The organism is Scatolibacter rhodanostii (assembly GCF_900197595.1).
GTDB lineage: Bacteria > Bacillota > Clostridia > Oscillospirales > Acutalibacteraceae > Scatolibacter > Scatolibacter rhodanostii.
In genome coordinates this window covers 564,448-582,600 of record NZ_FZLO01000001.1, presented here as the reverse complement: position 1 = coordinate 582,600, position 18,153 = coordinate 564,448, and the positions used below count along the sequence as shown (strand labels likewise).

General features: G+C 37.3%; 18 protein-coding genes. All 18 read right to left on the bottom strand.

From position 1 onward, the window contains the following. Positions 1 to 13 precede the first annotated feature (13 nt). A complete protein-coding gene (locus CS931_RS02605; RefSeq protein ID WP_099204196.1) occupies positions 14 to 844 on the bottom strand; it encodes an NAD(+)/NADH kinase in 831 nt (276 codons plus the stop codon). Further along, positions 841 to 1,656, bottom strand: a complete 816-nt coding sequence (locus tag CS931_RS02600) for a TlyA family RNA methyltransferase (protein ID WP_099204195.1) — start codon at positions 1,654 to 1,656, stop codon at positions 841 to 843. Before CS931_RS02600 ends, CS931_RS02605 begins: the two co-directional genes overlap by 4 nt. Beyond that, positions 1,640 to 3,532 (bottom strand): 1-deoxy-D-xylulose-5-phosphate synthase, encoded by a 1,893-nt coding sequence (gene dxs / locus CS931_RS02595; protein ID WP_099204194.1) that lies wholly within the window; start codon positions 3,530 to 3,532, stop codon positions 1,640 to 1,642. Before dxs ends, CS931_RS02600 begins: the two co-directional genes overlap by 17 nt. A 7-nt stretch (positions 3,533 to 3,539) precedes the next feature. Next, a complete protein-coding gene (gene folD / locus CS931_RS02590; RefSeq protein WP_099204193.1) occupies positions 3,540 to 4,400 on the bottom strand; it encodes a bifunctional methylenetetrahydrofolate dehydrogenase/methenyltetrahydrofolate cyclohydrolase FolD in 861 nt (286 codons plus the stop codon). Positions 4,401 to 4,409: 9 nt separating this feature from the next. Continuing rightward, positions 4,410 to 5,357 (bottom strand): prolipoprotein diacylglyceryl transferase, encoded by a 948-nt coding sequence (gene lgt, locus CS931_RS02585; RefSeq protein WP_099204192.1) that lies wholly within the window; start codon positions 5,355 to 5,357, stop codon positions 4,410 to 4,412. 84 nt (positions 5,358 to 5,441) lie between these two features. Further along, a complete protein-coding gene (gene yfmH / locus CS931_RS02580) occupies positions 5,442 to 6,749 on the bottom strand; it encodes an EF-P 5-aminopentanol modification-associated protein YfmH (RefSeq protein WP_099204191.1) in 1,308 nt (435 codons plus the stop codon). Between the two features lie 23 nt (positions 6,750 to 6,772). Further along, positions 6,773 to 8,026, bottom strand: coding sequence for an EF-P 5-aminopentanol modification-associated protein YfmF (gene yfmF / locus CS931_RS02575; protein ID WP_099204190.1), 1,254 nt, complete (start codon positions 8,024 to 8,026; stop codon positions 6,773 to 6,775). A 289-nt stretch (positions 8,027 to 8,315) separates the two neighbouring features. Beyond that, complete coding sequence (gene nagB / locus CS931_RS02570) at positions 8,316 to 9,023, bottom strand: glucosamine-6-phosphate deaminase (protein WP_099204189.1); 708 nt, start codon at positions 9,021 to 9,023, stop codon at positions 8,316 to 8,318. A 27-nt stretch (positions 9,024 to 9,050) separates the two neighbouring features. Continuing rightward, positions 9,051 to 9,458, bottom strand: coding sequence for a ComEA family DNA-binding protein (locus CS931_RS02565; protein ID WP_099204188.1), 408 nt, complete (start codon positions 9,456 to 9,458; stop codon positions 9,051 to 9,053). A gap of 11 nt (positions 9,459 to 9,469) precedes the next feature. Next, positions 9,470 to 10,411, bottom strand: a complete 942-nt coding sequence (locus CS931_RS02560) for an RluA family pseudouridine synthase (protein WP_099204187.1) — start codon at positions 10,409 to 10,411, stop codon at positions 9,470 to 9,472. After that, positions 10,395 to 10,913 carry a signal peptidase II gene (gene lspA / locus CS931_RS02555; protein ID WP_159459722.1) on the bottom strand — a complete coding sequence of 173 codons (519 nt, stop codon included), beginning with the start codon at positions 10,911 to 10,913 and terminating at the stop codon, positions 10,395 to 10,397. The genes CS931_RS02560 and lspA overlap by 17 nt, the downstream gene beginning before the upstream one ends. Next, positions 10,897 to 11,982 carry a DivIVA domain-containing protein gene (locus CS931_RS02550; RefSeq protein WP_099204185.1) on the bottom strand — a complete coding sequence of 362 codons (1,086 nt, stop codon included), beginning with the start codon at positions 11,980 to 11,982 and terminating at the stop codon, positions 10,897 to 10,899. The genes lspA and CS931_RS02550 overlap by 17 nt, the downstream gene beginning before the upstream one ends. 14 nt (positions 11,983 to 11,996) lie before the next feature. Continuing rightward, positions 11,997 to 12,740, bottom strand: a complete 744-nt coding sequence (locus CS931_RS02545) for a YlmH/Sll1252 family protein (RefSeq protein WP_099204184.1) — start codon at positions 12,738 to 12,740, stop codon at positions 11,997 to 11,999. Further along, a complete protein-coding gene (locus tag CS931_RS02540; RefSeq protein ID WP_099204183.1) occupies positions 12,740 to 13,222 on the bottom strand; it encodes a cell division protein SepF in 483 nt (160 codons plus the stop codon). The genes CS931_RS02545 and CS931_RS02540 overlap by 1 nt, the downstream gene beginning before the upstream one ends. A 32-nt stretch (positions 13,223 to 13,254) precedes the next feature. Further along, positions 13,255 to 13,971 carry a YggS family pyridoxal phosphate-dependent enzyme gene (locus CS931_RS02535; protein ID WP_099204182.1) on the bottom strand — a complete coding sequence of 239 codons (717 nt, stop codon included), beginning with the start codon at positions 13,969 to 13,971 and terminating at the stop codon, positions 13,255 to 13,257. Beyond that, positions 13,949 to 15,259, bottom strand: coding sequence for a biotin/lipoyl attachment domain-containing protein (locus CS931_RS02530; protein WP_099204181.1), 1,311 nt, complete (start codon positions 15,257 to 15,259; stop codon positions 13,949 to 13,951). The genes CS931_RS02535 and CS931_RS02530 overlap by 23 nt, the downstream gene beginning before the upstream one ends. Before the next feature lie 4 nt (positions 15,260 to 15,263). Beyond that, positions 15,264 to 16,217 (bottom strand): tRNA (adenosine(37)-N6)-dimethylallyltransferase MiaA, encoded by a 954-nt coding sequence (gene miaA, locus CS931_RS02525; protein ID WP_099204180.1) that lies wholly within the window; start codon positions 16,215 to 16,217, stop codon positions 15,264 to 15,266. Positions 16,218 to 16,226: 9 nt separating this feature from the next. Continuing rightward, positions 16,227 to 18,143 carry a DNA mismatch repair endonuclease MutL gene (gene mutL, locus CS931_RS02520; protein ID WP_099204179.1) on the bottom strand — a complete coding sequence of 639 codons (1,917 nt, stop codon included), beginning with the start codon at positions 18,141 to 18,143 and terminating at the stop codon, positions 16,227 to 16,229. Positions 18,144 to 18,153 lie beyond the last annotated feature (10 nt).

Here is an 18,153-nt window from a genome sequence, read left to right as displayed (position 1 = left end):
ACTCTCCCTAATCTTATTGAACTGAACGGATAATCTTCTCATTTAAAGTATCATAAAAACTGCGCTGATTCAAGCGAATTAATTCAACGGTCATGTCAGAAATACCAAATGTCAGTTGAACGTCAGGCTCGATAAAAATAGCTTCCTCTCCATCTACGGTTAAATGGACTTTCTCAGCATTTTCTTTAACAGAAAGTTGTAATTGCGTGTGAGCATCAAAAATGACACTGCGATTTAAAAGCGAGTGAGGACAAATAGGCGTATAGATCATAGCTTTCATCGTTGGCTCAACCACAGGGCCTCCAGCAGACAACGAATAGGCTGTAGAACCGGTAGGGGTAGAAATAATAACTCCGTCTGCTCGATATCGATAGCTTTTAGTTTCACTAATAGCCATACTATAGTCCATAATCCTTGACACTTCTCCGGATAAAACGGCATCATTAAAAGCAATTTTGTCAACTACTGACTCGTTTTTCTGAATTCTAACTGCCAGCATACTTCTTTTTTCAATTTGATAGTTTTGGGTAACCAAATTTTGAAGCAAAGAAAGTTCGTTTGCTTCAAGTCCTGCCGTAAAACCCAATCTACCGGCGTTAATCCCTAAAATAGGTTTTTGGTTACGGGCTGCCACTTTTGCCGTGTGAATAATGGTACCGTCACCGCCAACAGCAACTACGACATCGCTGTTTTTAATTTCGCATTCATAGGTGCAAGGAGATTCTTGATAGACATATTCGTGCATTGTGACAGATGCTCCTAGCTCTTTGAGAATAGCAAACACCGAGTTTGTACAGCTTTTTGCATCGCCTTTTGAGAAATTTGTAACCACTGCTATTTTCATTTTGCTGCTCCGTCTAATTCTTGATGTGAAGCTTTTACTACTGTTTTTACATCGAGGACATCAGGCCATATTTGGACGGCTTCCTCTTTTTGAAGTTGTATTAAATACTCTATATTTCCTTCAGGGCCTTTAACAGGAGAGAAAGTAAGCGCCCGAATAGAAAAACCAGCAGACAGTGCAAAATCAATTATCTTTTTAATGACTTCTTCATGCACGTCTTTATCTCGTACAACTCCTTTTTTTCCGACTTTATCTCTTCCTGCTTCAAATTGAGGCTTAATAAGGCAAACAGCATACCCTTTATCTTGCAAAAGATCATGTATGGCAGGTAAGATTTTGGTAAGAGAAATAAAAGAAACATCGACCGAAGTCAGAAAAATTTTATCTGGAATCTCTTTGTTTGATAAATAACGTGCGTTCGTTCTTTCAAGGTTAATGACTCTTGCATCTGTCCTCAGGCTCCATGCTAATTGCCCATAACCTACATCCACCGCATATACTTTAGCGGCGCCATTTTGCAGCATACAATCTGTAAATCCGCCTGTAGAGGCTCCAACATCCATACAAATTTGTTGCTCAATATTTACGGGAAAAATTTGCATTGCTTTTTCAAGCTTTAGACCGCCCCGGCTTACATAGCGAAGACCTTTTCCCCTTACTTCAATCTGAGAGTCTTCATCTACAGTTTCACCGGGTTTGTCATATTTTTGATTTTTAATATATACCAAACCAGACATAATAATTGATTTTGCTTTTTCGCGGCTTTCCGCAAGTCCTTTTTCAAAAACAAGCAAATCAAGCCTCTTTTTCAATTTTATTCCCTACTTTCATCTCTTTATATTCTTGAAATATAGTTTCCTCTATAGAAGAAGCAGAAAGCCCCAGAGCTTCTAAAGCATAAAACATAGGTGCATGTTCCACAAAGGGATCTTCAATAGCTTTTATACGATATTTGCCAATAAACGCTTCTTTTTGCAGCAAATAGCTGAAATGTTCCCCAATACCGCCTTGCAAAATGGCTTCTTCGTAAAAAAATACGGTGCGGCACTTTGCAGCTTCTTTTACAGCTTGCTTATCAATGGGAATAATACGATTTAATTTAACGATTTTGAGAGCAATACCTTTTTGCTTTAGTGAATGGTAAGCTGTTGCGGCAAATGAGAATAGACGACCATACGTCACAATAGCAAATTCCGCATCCGGTTCACCGTACACTTGATAAGAGTCAGCAGTTGGAATGAAATCTTTGGGTTTAAATAATTCAATTCCACGTGGATAACGAATAGCACAAAGCTTTTCCCCTTCTTCTACAAGGTAAGTCAGTTGAGCTTCTAATTCGTTAAAATAGCTAGGAGAATAGAGTGTAACATTTGGTATCGTCTGCAAATAAGCCGTATCAAAAAGACCTTGATGGGTTTTTCCATCTTCGCCAACAATGCCAGCACGGTCGATTGCTAAAATCATCTTTGTATTTTGCAGCGCAACATCATGAATCATTTGATCATAGGCACGCTGCAAAAAAGTTGAGTAAACCGCAAATACCGGCAGTGCACCTCTAGCGGCCATACCACCTGCAAAAGTAACCGCGTGCTCTTCTGCAATGCCCACATCAAAAAAACGGTTTTTATACTGTTCTCTAAACATGGAGAGACCTGTGCCGTCTTGCATAGCAGCTGTGATGGCACAAATTTTATCATTTTTAGCAGCTAAATCGCATAGCACTTTCCCAAAAATATCAGAGAAGCTTTTACTACTACTACTTCTTTCTCCCGTCAAGACATCAAAGCCGGAAATGCCATGGTATTCAGATGGGGATTTTTCGGCATATTTATACCCTTTGCCTTTATTTGTAACGACATGCACTAAAACAGGTTTTTTAACTAGCTTTACACTTTCGAGAATTCTAGTTAAGTCTTTGATTGAATGACCATCGAATGGGCCATAGTAGGTGAATCCCATGTCTTCAAATAGAGTTGATTTGTAAAAAAACTTTTTAACTGCTACTTTAAAGCCTTTTAAAATTCTCACAAGATATTTACCGAGTAGAGGAATTTTCATTACCGCATTTTCTAAGTTTTTCTTGATACGGATATAGCTGGGTCTTGTACGAATATAAGTAAGATGCCTCGCAACAGAACCGACATTTTTGGAAATTGACATGGTGTTGTCATTTAATACAACAATTAGATTTCGCTTAGCACGTCCAGCGTTATTCATGCCTTCATAAGCGAGTCCTCCGGTAAGCGCTCCATCACCAATGACGGCGACACTAAAATCATCTTTACCTTGTACAAAATTTGCTTCAGCAATACCGAGTGCAGCTGAAACAGAAGTGCTAGCATGACCAGAAGTGAGGATATCATAAGCGCTTTCTTCACGAGAAGGAAAGCCAGAAAGACCACCCTGAGTGCGCGTAGTTGCAAACTGATCATAACGCCCTGTCAATAATTTATGTGGGTAGGATTGATGTCCTACATCCCAAACAATACTGTCATCAGGCAAATGAAAAACAAGATGCAAGGAAAGGGCAAGCTCTACCACTCCTAAATTGGATGCCAAATGTCCTCCGTTAGAAGAGACAGTGTCAATAATTGTGTTTCTAATTTCTTCACACAATTGTGAAAGTTCATTTTCACTCAGATTTCTTAAATCCGCAGGAGAATGAATCTTTTCTAATAATTTAGACATAACAACCTCAGAATAACTTTCTTTGATTTTGCATTTTTGCTGCAGTTATTGTGTTTTTCAATAACATAGTAATGGTCATAGGTCCTACACCGCCTGGAACAGGTGTGATATAAGAAGCAATTTTTTCTACAGCTTCAAAATCCACGTCTCCGCAAAGTTTGCCGTTTTCATCATGATTCATTCCTACATCAATTACAATAGCACCTTCTTGAATCATATCGGCAGTAACAAATTTAGGCTTTCCTATAGCTGAGACCAAGATATCGGCTTTTTTGCAAATTTCTGTCATGTTTTTTGTCTGGCTGTGACAAATCGTAACGGTTCCATTTTCATGGAGTAAAAGCATGGACATAGGTTTACCTACAATGTTACTTCTACCAAGAACTACACAATTTTTTCCTGCAATAGATATGCCAGTAGAATGAATTAATTCAATCACACCAGCAGGTGTGCAAGGTAAAAAAGCAAAATTGCCAATCATAATTTTACCCACATTTTGTTCGTGAAATGCATCAACATCTTTTTCCGGTAAAATCGTGTGAACCACAATTGCTTCATCTAAACCAGCAGGTAGTGGCGACTGAACCAATATTCCATTAATTTGTGGATCTTGATTTAAAACTTCTATCAGGTCAATTAATTCAGATTGTGTCGTGTTTGCCGGTAAAGAAAATTCAGCAGAAAATAGACCAATTTCTTCGCAGGCTAATTTCTTATTTCTCACATAGATTTTAGAAGCCGGGTCTTCTCCTACAATAATAACAGCAAGTCCGGGTGTGATATCGAGAGACTTCAGTTCAGCAACTTCTTCCGATAATTGCTGTCTAATTCTCTTTGAAATTTCTTTTCCGTTTATGATATTTGCCATCTTATCTCCCTAATCCTCTTCTTTTTGAATGTCATCAACAGAATTATTTTCATCGACAGAAACGTCTTCCAACTTTTCATCTGTAAAAATGGTACTATATTCATTATCTCCAACTACTACAGCTTGCATAACCTCTTTGCTGCCCACACCTGTTAATGAAGTACGATGACGGAAGATAAAGAGAAGAACTACAGCAGCAGCGACAAAAAGAGCGGAGACTAGCATAGATACTTTTAATGCTGAGTTGCCAACAATTAAGCTATCGGTACGCGTCATTTCAATGAAGAAGCGAGAGATTCCATACCAAACCAGATAGAGTAAGAATGTTTGACCATCATACCTACGCAACTTAGTTGTAAAAAAGTGCAAAAGAACAAAACCTAAAGCACATAGCAATGATTCATATAAAAAACACGGATGCACAGGTGTTTCAGAAAATAATCTTGTATTGTCGCTTTGCATACCCCAAGGTAAATCGGTAGGTCCGCCAAAAGCTTCTTGGTTTGTAAAATTGCCCCAACGACCAAAGCTCTGCCCAATTAAGAAACCCAAGGCAACCAAATCGAATAGAGCAGGAATATTCATTTTCTTAATTTTGGCAACAATTAAAGCACAGAGAAGGCCGCCGATAAACCCGCCATAAAAGCCCAATCCACCATCGCGAATTTGGAATATTTCCATCGGGTTATTAATATATTTGTCACCCGGATAAAAAATAACATAGTATAGTCTTGCACCGACAATACCGCCAATTACGCCAAAAATAATAACATCCAAAAGCTTATCATCGTTGACATTCATTTTTTTAGCCATTTTCATAGCATACAAAATAGCAAGAAAAAAGCCGATTCCTATGAGTAGACCGTACCATTTAATTTCAAAATTGCCTATGGTAAAAACAGTTTCATTCACCGTCATTTCAATCCCAAGCTTGGGAAATTCAACTAAATGTTGCATAACATACCCCTTTCTGGGTCCATTTTTTCCGTTCAGTTAATTGATAAACCGAAGAAAATAGATAGAGTTTCAATTTTAATTTATTTACGCCATAAATTCTTTTTCATTATTTTCTAATGGAAGGATAACAGATAAAGCGCTTTGTTCTGGAACAAAGATTTGCTTTAATTTTTGCTCAACATCTTCTTTTAATAGGTTTGGAAAGGCATCTACATAAGCAAATAATTCTCTATCTTTAAAAGCAAGACTAACCATGATATTAGAGATAGCGGAGGTACTGTTAAGAGCACTGACGATTTCCCCATAACAAGCTTTTTTGGCTCGTTGAAAACTTTTTTCGTCAATTCCTGTTTCTTGCAAGTGGTGAACTTCATCCATAATAATTTCAGATACTCTTTTAGGATCCTTAGATTCACCACTAAAAAATACAGAAGCATACCCTGCCCCCTCAAAATATTCATGAGAGAAACTTGATTCGCTGACTAAACCGGCATCTAAGAGTTTACGAAATAAAGGAGAAGAATCAGAGGCTAAAATCTCAAGCAGTACTTCGACTGCTGCCAAATCTTTTTCAGAAATATGGCCTTGGTCTCTCAAAATTTCTTTAAATCCAAACTGAAAAACCGGGATGGCTACGGAGAGCCTGTCTTCCACATAATGAGTGACAACAGACTGCGGTTCTGCAGGGAAAACTCTTTCTATCTTAATTGGTTCTGCTTTTTTTAACATTTTATCACAAATGTCAAGTACGCCATCTATATCCACATCTCCTGTAATACACAAAGCCATATTATTGAGATTGTAAAATGTGTGGTAACAACGATAGAGATATTCAGGAGTGATCTCTGCAATGCTTTCAACAGTACCGGCGATATCGTCCTTAACAGGATGATGATGATACAATGCTCTTAAATGATTGACAACTACACGCCAATTAGGGTCATCATCGTACATTTTGATTTCTTGTCCGATAATACCTTGTTCTTTGGCTACAGTTTCTTTTGTAAAATAGGGTGATTGGACAAAATCCAACAAAATTTCTAAGGATTCATAAAAACGATCGGTACAAGAAAAAAGATAACAAGTTGAATCAAAAGAAGTAAATGCATTTGCACTGGCACCAGTTTTGGCATAGCGCTCAAAAGCATCTCCTTCTTCACTTTCAAAAAGTTTATGCTCCAAATAGTGGGCTATCCCCTCTGGAACTGTTTCGGCTGATAATTCATCGCTTCTTTTAAAACAGTTGTCAATCGAACCATATCGGGTACCAAACAGTGCGTAAGTAGTGGTACTGTTTTCTTTTGGATAAATCAGAATCTCAAGTCCTGAGGGATGTTTAATTTGGTAATAACTATCATTTATATACTGTCCTGTTACTTTCTTTTTTTCCATATATTCCTCCCATAACAATATTGTTATGCATTGCCTTTTAATACGTAAACTGTATTTAAAGTAAGATGATTTGCAGCTGAGACAATCTCCTCTTTTGCTATTTTTTCGATAGAAGTGACAGCTTCTTCAGGAGATTTAACGGAAGGACGGAAGACTTGTGATAAATACCAGTTTTCCATTGCTTCTAAAGAGTCATTGACAGAACGATAGGAGTTACTAATAGCCAATTTGGCCGATTGTATTTCTTCTTCTGTTATATTGCTTGTTTTCACATGCTCAAGTTGTTCTAAGATTGCTTTGCGTGCTTTTTCTATATTTTCAGTTTCTACACCGCTTTGTACAAACATAGTATTTGTATTGGCATCAAAAGCGGATGAGCAATAATAGCAAAGACTCATTTTTTCTCTCACATTGGCAAAAAGTTTTGAACTGGGGGTACCACCATAAACAGCAGCCATGAGCTTGAAAGCATCACTTTCCCCAAATTCAGCATCAGCGGTAAATCCCATAACTAGTTTTGATTGTGATAAAGGCATATCATCTGTTACATCTTTTATCACTAGCGTATCAATCTTTTCAGGCTGGTAAGATTGATGCTGGCCAAGAGAAGCAAAAGTCCTGTTAAAAACCTTTTGATCGAATTTACAATCTCCTAAAATAAAAACTTCAAATTTAGCTGTTCTTAATAATTTGTCCCAAGCAGACGAGACGTCTTCTAAAGTTAAATTCTCTACTTGTTCTCTCGTCCCATAACGATTAAGACCTTCGGGTTTGCCGTCAAATAGAATTTCCTGCGCTTTTTTTTGGGCATAATATATTTTATCATTAAATTCAGAGTCGAAGACTTCTAGAACTTGCCTCTTTTCTTGTAAAAAATTATCTTTAATTAGAAGGCCATCCTTGTCTTTTAGAGGATTTTCAATAATACTGAAAAGCAAACTGCAAAGTTCACTTACCATGTCTTCCTGATCAAATGCATAACGATTTGAAATTCCTTCTACAAAAATAGAAATTCCTTGATAGCCACCAAGCTTATAAACGTGGCAATCAAGTGTAGCTCCATATAAGTCAGCCAGTTTTTGTGTAAGCTGTGTATAATCGGGGTAGTGTTCAGTAGCACGTGTGACGATTCGTGGCAATATACCATAAGCCGAAGCAGTGTCATTTTCCATTGGCACCAACATATTAACTGAAATACGGATTGTTTTGAATCGTCTATCAGATAGAACGTTCAAATTAACCGCATCGCTGATGTGATGCACACTCATTTTAGACATTGTTTTCCTCCACTTTTAGTGTTTGTATAATTATGCTTATTGATAGAATAGTATACCACAATCTTACAGTAAATAAAAGGTTATAGAAACTTTTTCTCTATTCTTATCTGAAAAAAGAAAGGCTAAAATCAAACTTTTTAACGAAAAGCGCCTAATATTTTGTGGATATAAGATTACTGTTCTTACAGAATTCTAGAATAAAAATAGATCCATAGAGTTTTATGCACAAAGAAGTACCTTTGCTATGGAAAGGTACTTCTTTGTGTTAGTTCTATTTAGCAAAGAAAAATCACTCTGCACTGATAATGATTGTCACATCTCTATGAAGTTGTAAGACAGAGGCAGGCACTTCTGGCGTAATTTTTCCATAGATTGCTTTCTCAACGATTTCTCTTTTATCACTACCCGCAATTAAAAGAATTTTTTTCGCTTTAATAATGGTACCAATTCCCATGGTAATTGCTTTCCTAGGTACATCATTTGGGTCATCAAATAAACGTGAATTGGCATCTATTGTACTTTGCGCCAAATCAACAATATGCGTTTCAGAAGGAAAACTTTCACTGGGTTCGTTGAATCCGATATGCCCATTGTGTCCAATGCCTAAAATTTGCAGATCAATACCACCTAAATCTGCTACCAATTTTTCATAGCGGAGACACTCTTGCTCTGGGTCTTCAGCATTACCCATAGGGACAAAGGTGTTTTTCAAATCAATATTAACATGATTAAATAGAGTATGATTCATAAAATAGCGATATCCATGCTCAGAATTTTGCGTTAAACCACAATATTCATCTAGATTTACCGTTCTTACAGCTGAAAAGTTCAAAACGCCTTCTTCATACTGCGTAATAAGGTGTTTATAAGTGCCAATCGGAGAACTTCCGGTGGCTAATCCTAACACAGAATCAGGTTTAAGTAGAATTTGCCCCCCAATCATCTGTGCCGCAATTCGACTCAACTGATCATAATTTTTGGTTTCAATTACTTTCATTTCCAATACTCCCTTTTATCTATATATTCATTCATTTACCGTCACATAGGGTTCAATAGAAGCAAACTTTTTTTCTCCTATCCCACTTATATTTAGAAGTTCGCTTGACTCTGAAAAGGGTCCGTTTTCTTCTCGATATTGAATGATTTTCTTAGCTGTACTTTCCCCTATGCCTTCAAGCTCCATAAGCTCCAAAAGCGTAGCTGTATTAATATTAATTAACCTAAAATTTTCTTCTAAAAAGCTAGTTTCTGCTAAAGAAGAAACACTTGAATTCCATGTTGTATCATCAAAACCGGATTGAGTGGTAGCAGGTGAATTGGTCACGGCATATAGTTGAATGGGCTGAGCATAAAAGGTGGCATATCCTAAAATAAGCATGCAAAAAAAAAGACCTACACCGATCAAAAGCGTCACTTGCTTATCTTCCCTCATAAAATCACCTATCAGCGCTCTTTCAGTTTTGATAAAAACTTTAGAAAATATTCCGGGAGCGGAGCATCAAACGTCAATTGCTCGCCTGTTCGTGGGTGCACAAATCCGATATGTCCAGCGTGCAAACATTGTCCATTCAAAGAAGTGATTACTTTTTTAGGCCCATATACAGGATCACCAGCAACAGGATGCCCAATATAAGCCATGTGAACACGAATTTGATGTGTTCTACCGGTTTCTAATGTTAATTTCACATAGGTAAAACCATCATATCTTTTTACAACGTCAAAATGAGTGGCAGCATGTCTCGCTTTTGATGAAGAAGTAATCACTGCCATTTTTTTTCTGTCTACAGGGTGTCTGCCGATTGGCGCAGAAATTGTACCTGCATCTTCTTTTACGTTACCATAAACGATGGCTTGATATTGTCTACTAAAGCTGTGTTTTTGTATTTGAGTAGCCAAACCGACATGAGCCAAATCATTTTTAGCTACAATTAGAAGCCCGCTGGTGTCTTTATCAATGCGATGGACAATGCCTGGACGCAATACACCATTAATGCCAGACAGTGAACTTTGACAATGAAACATCAAAGCATTTACCAGAGTACCCGTTGCGTGTCCAGGTGCAGGATGGACAACCATATCTTTTGGTTTATTCACCACTAATAAATCGTTATCTTCATACACAACATCGAGAGGAATGTTTTCTGGTAAAATGTCGACTTCTTGAGCTTGCGGTATACAAACATAAATAAGTTCACCTGGTAAAACCTTAGCACTCTTAGCAAGTGTTTTACCAGCACGATTTGTGACATAACCACCTTCAATTAATTGTTGAACAGCTGAACGGGATAAATTGTCAATTTTGTCTGTCAGCAATTTGTCTAAGCGCTTTTCGGAATCTGAGGTTATTTCTAACCGACTGCATAGGTTCTCATTCTGATTTTTCATCTTCTATCACTTTTTCATTCTGTTTCTTTTCAAACATGATTACAGCAACTGCAAATAGAATAGCTCCGACAGTAACACAACAATCGGCAATGTTAAACCGATAAGGGAAAAAATGAAAATAGAGAAAATCAATAACATAGCCACGAAGTATCCGATCAATTAAATTGCCAATTCCACCTGCAAAAATCAAGCAGATGGAGGTATATGTCCAAAAATTATGCTGTTTGTATTTAAAAAGAAATACAAGCATAGCAACACAAATAAGAGCAGTTAATACAATAAAAATCCAACGTTTATCTTGCAAAATCCCGAGTGCAGCACCTCTGTTTTCAAGATAGTCAAGACTGAAAAAATTCTTAATTACCTCAAAATTGCCAATAGGTTTTAAGTGTAAATCAATTAGATATTTTGTTATTTGATCAACAGCAATTAGTAGCAATGATATAGCAAATACAATAAAAGGCATCTTATCCTCCAAAATGTCGTTATCTGGTGGTGACATCGACACCTTCACCAAACTCAAGATTTGTGTAGCCTGTCTTTTTTTCATTTAGAAGAGATTCTGGAATACTATTAAAAGTCATTGTGTTAATTCCAATATCAGTTAAATCATCCGAAGCATAGGTTAAATCTGGTATATTAGGAGCTGGGGCACGACGTTTACCCTGTGCATAGTTTACTTTTTGCATCATCGGATTTGTAGAATGCTGTGGAACAGCTGTTCTTTCCACTTGTATAGGTTTTGTAGATTGAGAGAGGGGTTGTTGTTTAGGCAGCACCTGCGTTTGCGGCTCTTCTCGATACGGAATATTAGATGGAATGGACTCTTGGGAAACGAAATCGCTAGATTCACTTACGGGCTGCTGTTCAGCAATGATTGGCTCAGCCTGCAGAGGAGATTCTTCCGAAATAATCGCCTGCTGTGGTAGTTGCATTTCTGCAGTTATCACGGGTTGTTCTTGCTCAGTTATTTCTTGTGTAGACACAGATTCATTTATGTTATTGTCTTTATGTCTGAAAGAGGGAATATGATTAATGCAGTCTAAATGCTTTTTATACATTTCAAGAAGAGAAGATCTAAAAGCAGTAACTTGCTTTTTAACTTCTTCTAACTCTTTTTTCTTCTCTTCTATTTGTCCGGCATAAAGTCTTGCCATTTGGGCAGCTTCTTCTCTTGCATCTTCTACAAGATGGTTACGTTCTTTTTCTGCTTCAGAAAGCATGCTTTTCGCCTGATGATCAGCATTGGCCAGAATGATTTCAGCCTTTTTATCAGCATCTTTCACCGTTCCGCGAGCAGAAACTTGAGCAGCAATAAGAGCATCCTTAATACCATCTTCATCTTTACGATAAGATTCTATTTTTTCAGCTAGAATCGAAAGCTTGTTTTGTAATTCAGAATTTCTAGATGTTAATTCTGCTACCTTTCTAGATGAGGTTTCTTTTTCGGCTTCCATTTGTGTGAAAGATTCTACAACAGAATCGATAAAATTATCTACATCTTCAGGTTTATATCCTGAGAACCCTGCTTTTCCAAAACTAATTTCATTAATTTCTCTTATTGTTAACATATTACGACTCCCCCTTATTTGTACTTTCGGCAGCGAATTTTCATACGTCCTTTTGATGTATTAGGACCCAATTGATCAATTAAGAAACGACCGCTTTTACGAATAGAAACGACGTCACCCTCTTGTACTGTTTTAGCGCCTGCTGAAATTTCTCTATGATTAACGGAAACGTATCCTGATTTGACAAAATTTGCGGATTTTTCCCGACTTTGACGAATTAAAAATGCAATAATACAGTCTAGCCTTGCCGATGAAACTACACCGGTGATTTCTTCAAAATGGTCTACAATTGGCAAATCTCCAGAAAAGCCAGAGTTCATTTGTACAGAAACTTTGCCGACCTTTTGAATATTGGATTGAAAGTATGGAGAAATTTCTTCTCTTAGAAAAGCAACGCACCGCCCATCTTCAATTAAAATATCGCCGATGGTATCTCTTTCAACGCCTGAAGCCATAAAACTTCCTAAAAAATCACTGTGTGTAAGCGGATACAACTTAGAAAAAGTAAAAGTAATGGGTTGAATCGGAAAATTTTCTTCACTTGGTTCTGTGAAAAATGGAAATAATCCTAAAAATTTTCGCTTAGCCTGTTCGTGGCCACCCCAAAACATAATCTGTATCTCTTCATTTGTGTTATATTTTAATTCCAACTCCGCCTCAGCAATCTCAGCTTCTGTTAAAAAGCCAATAAAATGCGGCCGTTTTTCTGCAATAGTAAGACTATCTCTGATTTGCGCAGACAAAATGTTATTTTTCATTAAAAATAGTTTCCATTTTCAATTTCTTCGACCACACTATCGCCTTTTAAGTCTACATTATATGGAATTATAATGAATGTTCCTGAGGCAATTCTTTTAATGCTGCCGCCATACGCATAAGCCACACCGCTTAAAAAATCAATGATTCGACGAGAGGTTTCACGCTCTGTTGCCTCAAGATTTACAATAACAGTGTGTTTTTGAATCAATTCATCAGCAATAACTCTAGTTTCTTCTCCAAAACTGACTGGTTTAAATAAAGCCACTTTTACCTTGGTTTTTCCACTAATATTGACAACGTTATTGACTTCGCTTTCATTTCTTTGCGTGTGGCTGCTCGTGTCATTATGGCGAGAATTGCCGCTAAAGAAAGATAATCTTCTAGAAGTTTCTTCTTGTTCTGGAATCTCTTCTTCCAGTTCCTCTTCTAACTCATCTTCCGGCACACTCCAAAAATTTTGGAATTTATCTTTAAGCGACATTTTATGCCTCCCTACTTCAAAGACTGTAATTGTTATTTTCGACCACCAAATAAAAGCGATCCTATTCGCACAATAGTAGCCCCTTGTTCAATGGCTAGTTCAAAATCACCAGACATCCCCATTGACAAGTGTTGCATGCATACATTATCTAATTTTTTGTCTCGGATGTCAACATAATATTGATTCATCTGTGAAAAAAATGGCGTCAAATCGTTTGAATCTTCACAAATTGGAGGAATTGCCATGAGACCATTTACCGTTATGTGGGGATATTGACGAGCTTCATCAACAAAATCCAAAAGATTTTCTGGCATAATGCCACCTTTGTTTGCTTCACGACCGATGTTAACTTCAATTAAAATATTGGTCGTGACATCCATCTGAGCAGACAGGCGTGAAATTTCTTTGACTAGTTTTAGGCTATCTACAGATTCGATACAACTAACTTTTCCAATCAAATATTTTACCTTATTTGTTTGTAATTGCCCAATAAAATGTTTATCACAATAAGAATCCAACCGATCATATTTTTCTTGAAATTCCTGCACACGATTCTCACCGATACAAGAAATTCCTGACCGGATGGCATGATTAATGATTTCGACAGGAACAGTTTTTGTGGCCGCCAAAAGTGTAATATCTTCTGACTTTCTACCTGATTTTTTAGCCGCCAATGCAATTTTTTCTTTTATAGTTTTATAATTTTCATCAAAAATTTGTTGGCTTTTAGAGAATAAGTTTTCCGTCATATAAATCTGTACCTCCCATGATGACTTCGTCGTACAGCCTTATTGTTGAACCAGTTACAAGTAGATTTTCTTCTTCCTCTGAAAGAGTTGTTTTACAAATGGCATACCCATTCATCGTTTTATCTGAAAAAATCTGCACAAATTTCACTTTAGCACCGTTCTTAATATAAACACCCTTCACTTTTTCGTGCATAATACTTTCAGTAGTGTCGGTTTCTTTATTATAACGTTTTTCTTCATAATCTTCAAATAGAATAGAACGTTCATTAACGAGAAGGCCTTGATAAGTTGCCAAGGTAATTTTAATAGTTTCATTTCGGATTTTCGCAATTTCAGGACTCATGTTATCGCAGGCAAAAACGAAAGCTGTTTCTCCAGTGGCAGAGTTCTTTGTTTTATATACAATTTCTGCTGGAATCTTTTCTGTAGTAGAAAACGGAATTTGGATGTCTACATTTTGCAATCCTTGCATTTTCAAAGTTTCTTCTTTTGAAAGAACAGCAACAAAGTACCAATTGAAACCGGTAATAACTTTGCCAACTGTATTTTCAGAAACAGATTTTTTTTCTTTTTCCATTAAGGCTTTTATCTCTTCGACAGACAAAGATTTAATTTCTTCAAGCGATGGTTGATTTTGAAACCCATCGAACTCATTAGAAAAATAGCCTGCTACAGGTGATGTGATTTCATTTGTTTTATTTTCTGCTGTAGCCGAAAGCGTTTCTCTTTCGGACTTAAGCGTATCTAAGCGGGTAGAATAGTCTTCTGTTTTTTCAAAGCCCGCAATAATATTTTTTCGACTTAAAGCAAGATGAAAAGTATCACGTTTTGTGGATAGATTAGAAAAATCACCAGATGGAACAACCTGACAAAGTTCATCTAGTGCCGTATAAATCTGAGTACCAATTAACCCAGGATTAGATATATAATTGTCACCCGGAGAAAGCAGTTTTTCTAATACTGAAATTTCACTATCTAATCGAGATAATTGCGTTTGTGCAGCAGCACCAGCTTCATTGGGATAAGTTTGCGCGATAACACTATCTTTACTTACATTCGTGCCATCGGCTACAACATAACTTAATAACCCAGTGCCACTGCCTTCAATTACAGTTTCTTCACGCAAGGCCAAAGCCTTTACCTGAATGGAATCTTCTACAGAAGCATAAGTGACAGTTTCGGTCTCCATACCCTTTTTTGTTGCCATATGAAATTGATAGGCCACATAAATCAAGAGCAAAACACCAATAAAAGTTGCCGAGATTTTTCTGATTTTTTGGCTGTCCATATGATCACTTCGCTTTCCAAATCCCTTTTTCTTCTAGGAGCAAAACTGCTTCTTCAATCGCTTGCTCCATGCCGATTTCATCTAAATATAAATAGGTGATATTTTTTTCTCGTTTAAACCATGTAAGCTGACGTTTTGCATAATGTCTAGTTTCTTGTTTAATTTTATTAGCAGCTTCATCAAGAGTAACTTTCCCTTCAAAATAAGGAAACAGTTCTTTATATCCAATGGCTTGTACAACTGTTGGTAAAATAGCGCCAGCTTTTACTTTGCCGTAAAGGTATTTTGCCTCCTCTAACAAGCCATTCTCAATCATAGCTTCTACTCTTTGGTTAATTCTCTTATATAAATTTTCACGATCTTGAAAAGCTAAGCAAAACATAAGATAATTATATTTTGGTGTAGCTGGTTTTGAATTTTCGATTTGTTCCGAAAAAAGCCGGCCCGTAACCTGACAAAATTCTAGTGCGCGAATCACTCTTTTCGTATTGTTTGGGTGAATTTTGTTAGCAGCAGCTAAATCTATGGCTTTTAATTGTTCATAGAGCATTTGTCCGCCGCCTGTTTCTGCTTGAGAAGTTAACTGTTGCCGAATGTTATCGTCGCGACAGTCCTCTTCAAAAGAAAGGCCAGAAAGAAGCGAGCGTGCATATAGGCCAGTTCCACCAACAATTAGGGGGAGCTTTTGCCTGTTCCAGACGTCCTTCATTACAGTTTCTGCAGTCAAAACATAATCGGATACACTAAACGGTTTTTCTATGTCTAAAAAATCAATTAGATGATGTTTGACTTCAAAAAGTTCTTTCATCGAGGGTTTTGCTGTACCAACAGCCAAGCCTTTGTAAATTTGCATAGAATCACAAGATATAATTTCACCGTTCAAGCGTTTTGCTAGTTGAATAGCAAAAGCTGTTTTTCCTGAAGCGGTAGGACCTACCACTGCTGCTGCCGATATCAAGTGCTCACCTCATCTGCCAAATTGTTTTTCTATATCATATCTCTTAATCAACATGGAAATTGGTCTGCCATGCGGGCAATATTTTATTTCGGGATTTTCTTCAAGTTGTTTAACCAGAGCAATTAGTTCTTCATTTGTACTTTTATTTCCACCTTTTATAGCAGCACGACAAGAAATGTTAGCATAGAGCCAGTCTAAATGCTCAGTTGTCAAATCATTTTTATGAGACGTTAGATACCCTGCAATTTCATCCAAGGCAGAACCCACATCTGTCCCATCTAAAAAAAGAGGAGCCGAACGTACAAGAATCAATCCTGGTCCAAAATCTTCTATTCCAAAACCTACCTGTTGCAAGGTGTCTGTATGGGATAACACTTGTGTATAAGCTTCTTTATCAAGCGTTACGGTAACAGGCTGTAATAAAAGCTGTTCAGCACTTTCACCAGATTGCTTTTTAAGTTTTTCATATAGAATTCTCTCATGCGCTGCGTGTTTATCTATCAACATAATCGAGCTTGGTCCATATTGCAAGATAATGTAAGTGTCAAAGACTTCACCGATATAGCGCGTTACCACTTCTGGTTTTCTCATTTCCTCGAACTGCCGAACGTTTTCTTGCACAAAATTCTGATTTATGATTTCTTCTTGTGGTTGTGGCACATTTATTACTTCATTGTGCTTCTTTTCATCGGAAGAATCTAGCAACAAATCCAAAGATCTTGGAATAGGTGGTTTCTCAAAATTCCCGTTGTTTCCACTGTCATGTAAAGATGAAATAGAAGGGTTGAAAAAAGAAGGCTCTCTTGTTGTGAAGTTGTCTGACTTTACAGCGCTAGGGATTGAAAAAGTTTCTGTATGTAATACGGTTTGTTCTGCTTTTTCAACAGGAGCATCCGGCAATGGCAGTGGTTTCTTAAATTCCATTATTTTTTTAGAATCATCTTTTGCTAAAGCTGATTTCACAGCATGATAAACGGAATCAAAAACAGGACGTTCATTTACAAAACGCACTTCAAGCTTTGCCGGATGAACGTTGACGTCTACGGCTTCAAAAGACATTTCTAGATTAAGAATACAGGCTGCAAACTTTCCAATCATGATAGAACCTTTACAGGCTTCATCTAAGGCAGCAGCAGCGGTTCTGCTTTTAATAAAACGGCCATTAATAAAAAAGTTCTGCATGCTTCGGTTTGGTCTACTGGTTGTTGGAGTAGAAATAAAGCCATTTACCTTTACGCTTTGCAGTTCATATTGCACAGGTAAAAGGTGTGATGAAAATTCTTTCCCAAAAACTGCATAAATAGCAGAGAAAAGCTTGCTATCTCCAGGCGTATGAAGCTGTTCTTTCCCATCACGAATAAAACGAAAAGATATTTCTGGATGAGAAAGCGCAATTTTATCTAAAATTCCCGAAATAGCGTTGCCTTCGGTTACATCTTTTTTTAAAAATTTCATTCTCGCTGGTGTATTAAAGAAGAGATCTCTAATAATGATGGTAGTACCGTCAGGACAACCTGCATCTTCTAAAGTGGCATATTCTCCCCCACTCACAGTATATCTTACACCTATAGACTGTTCTTTTGGTTTTGTAAGGAGTTCTACCTTTGCAACAGCAGAGATAGATGCCAACGCTTCGCCTCTGAATCCGAGTGTTGCAATGGCCGACAAGTCATTTTCGTCTATTACTTTACTGGTTGCATGGCGCAAAAATGCCGTTGGTACATCTTCTTTCGAAATACCTACTCCATTATCGGTTACACGCATAAAAGAGTTTCCGCCACCGCGGATTTCAACAGTGATAACAGTGGAGTTGGCATCAATTGCATTTTCTACTAATTCCTTAATGACTGATGAAGGTCGCTCAACAACTTCACCGGCGGCAATTAGTTCAGCAACATGTTTATCTAAGAGTCTGATCTTTGGCATTTAGCACCTC

Excerpts from the sequence above, each read along its gene's own strand:
- CS931_RS02535 (WP_099204182.1), bottom strand. The coding sequence starts at position 13,971 with ATGACGGAAAACTTATTCTCTAAAAGCCAACAAATTTTTGATGAAAAT.
- lgt (WP_099204192.1), bottom strand. The coding sequence starts at position 5,357 with ATGCAACATTTAGTTGAATTTCCCAAGCTTGGGATTGAAATGACGGTG.
- mutL (WP_099204179.1), bottom strand. The coding sequence starts at position 18,143 with ATGCCAAAGATCAGACTCTTAGATAAACATGTTGCTGAACTAATTGCC.
- folD (WP_099204193.1), bottom strand. The coding sequence starts at position 4,400 with ATGGCAAATATCATAAACGGAAAAGAAATTTCAAAGAGAATTAGACAG.
- CS931_RS02565 (WP_099204188.1), bottom strand. The coding sequence starts at position 9,458 with ATGAGGGAAGATAAGCAAGTGACGCTTTTGATCGGTGTAGGTCTTTTT.
- CS931_RS02605 (WP_099204196.1), bottom strand. The coding sequence starts at position 844 with ATGAAAATAGCAGTGGTTACAAATTTCTCAAAAGGCGATGCAAAAAGC.
- CS931_RS02540 (WP_099204183.1), bottom strand. The coding sequence starts at position 13,222 with ATGTCGCTTAAAGATAAATTCCAAAATTTTTGGAGTGTGCCGGAAGAT.
- nagB (WP_099204189.1), bottom strand. The coding sequence starts at position 9,023 with ATGAAAGTAATTGAAACCAAAAATTATGATCAGTTGAGTCGAATTGCG.
- CS931_RS02545 (WP_099204184.1), bottom strand. The coding sequence starts at position 12,740 with ATGAAAAATAACATTTTGTCTGCGCAAATCAGAGATAGTCTTACTATT.
- CS931_RS02550 (WP_099204185.1), bottom strand. The coding sequence starts at position 11,982 with ATGTTAACAATAAGAGAAATTAATGAAATTAGTTTTGGAAAAGCAGGG.
- lspA (WP_159459722.1), bottom strand. The coding sequence starts at position 10,913 with ATGTCACCACCAGATAACGACATTTTGGAGGATAAGATGCCTTTTATT.
- dxs (WP_099204194.1), bottom strand. The coding sequence starts at position 3,532 with ATGTCTAAATTATTAGAAAAGATTCATTCTCCTGCGGATTTAAGAAAT.
- yfmH (WP_099204191.1), bottom strand. The coding sequence starts at position 6,749 with ATGGAAAAAAAGAAAGTAACAGGACAGTATATAAATGATAGTTATTAC.
- CS931_RS02560 (WP_099204187.1), bottom strand. The coding sequence starts at position 10,411 with ATGAAAAATCAGAATGAGAACCTATGCAGTCGGTTAGAAATAACCTCA.
- yfmF (WP_099204190.1), bottom strand. The coding sequence starts at position 8,026 with ATGTCTAAAATGAGTGTGCATCACATCAGCGATGCGGTTAATTTGAAC.
- CS931_RS02530 (WP_099204181.1), bottom strand. The coding sequence starts at position 15,259 with ATGGACAGCCAAAAAATCAGAAAAATCTCGGCAACTTTTATTGGTGTT.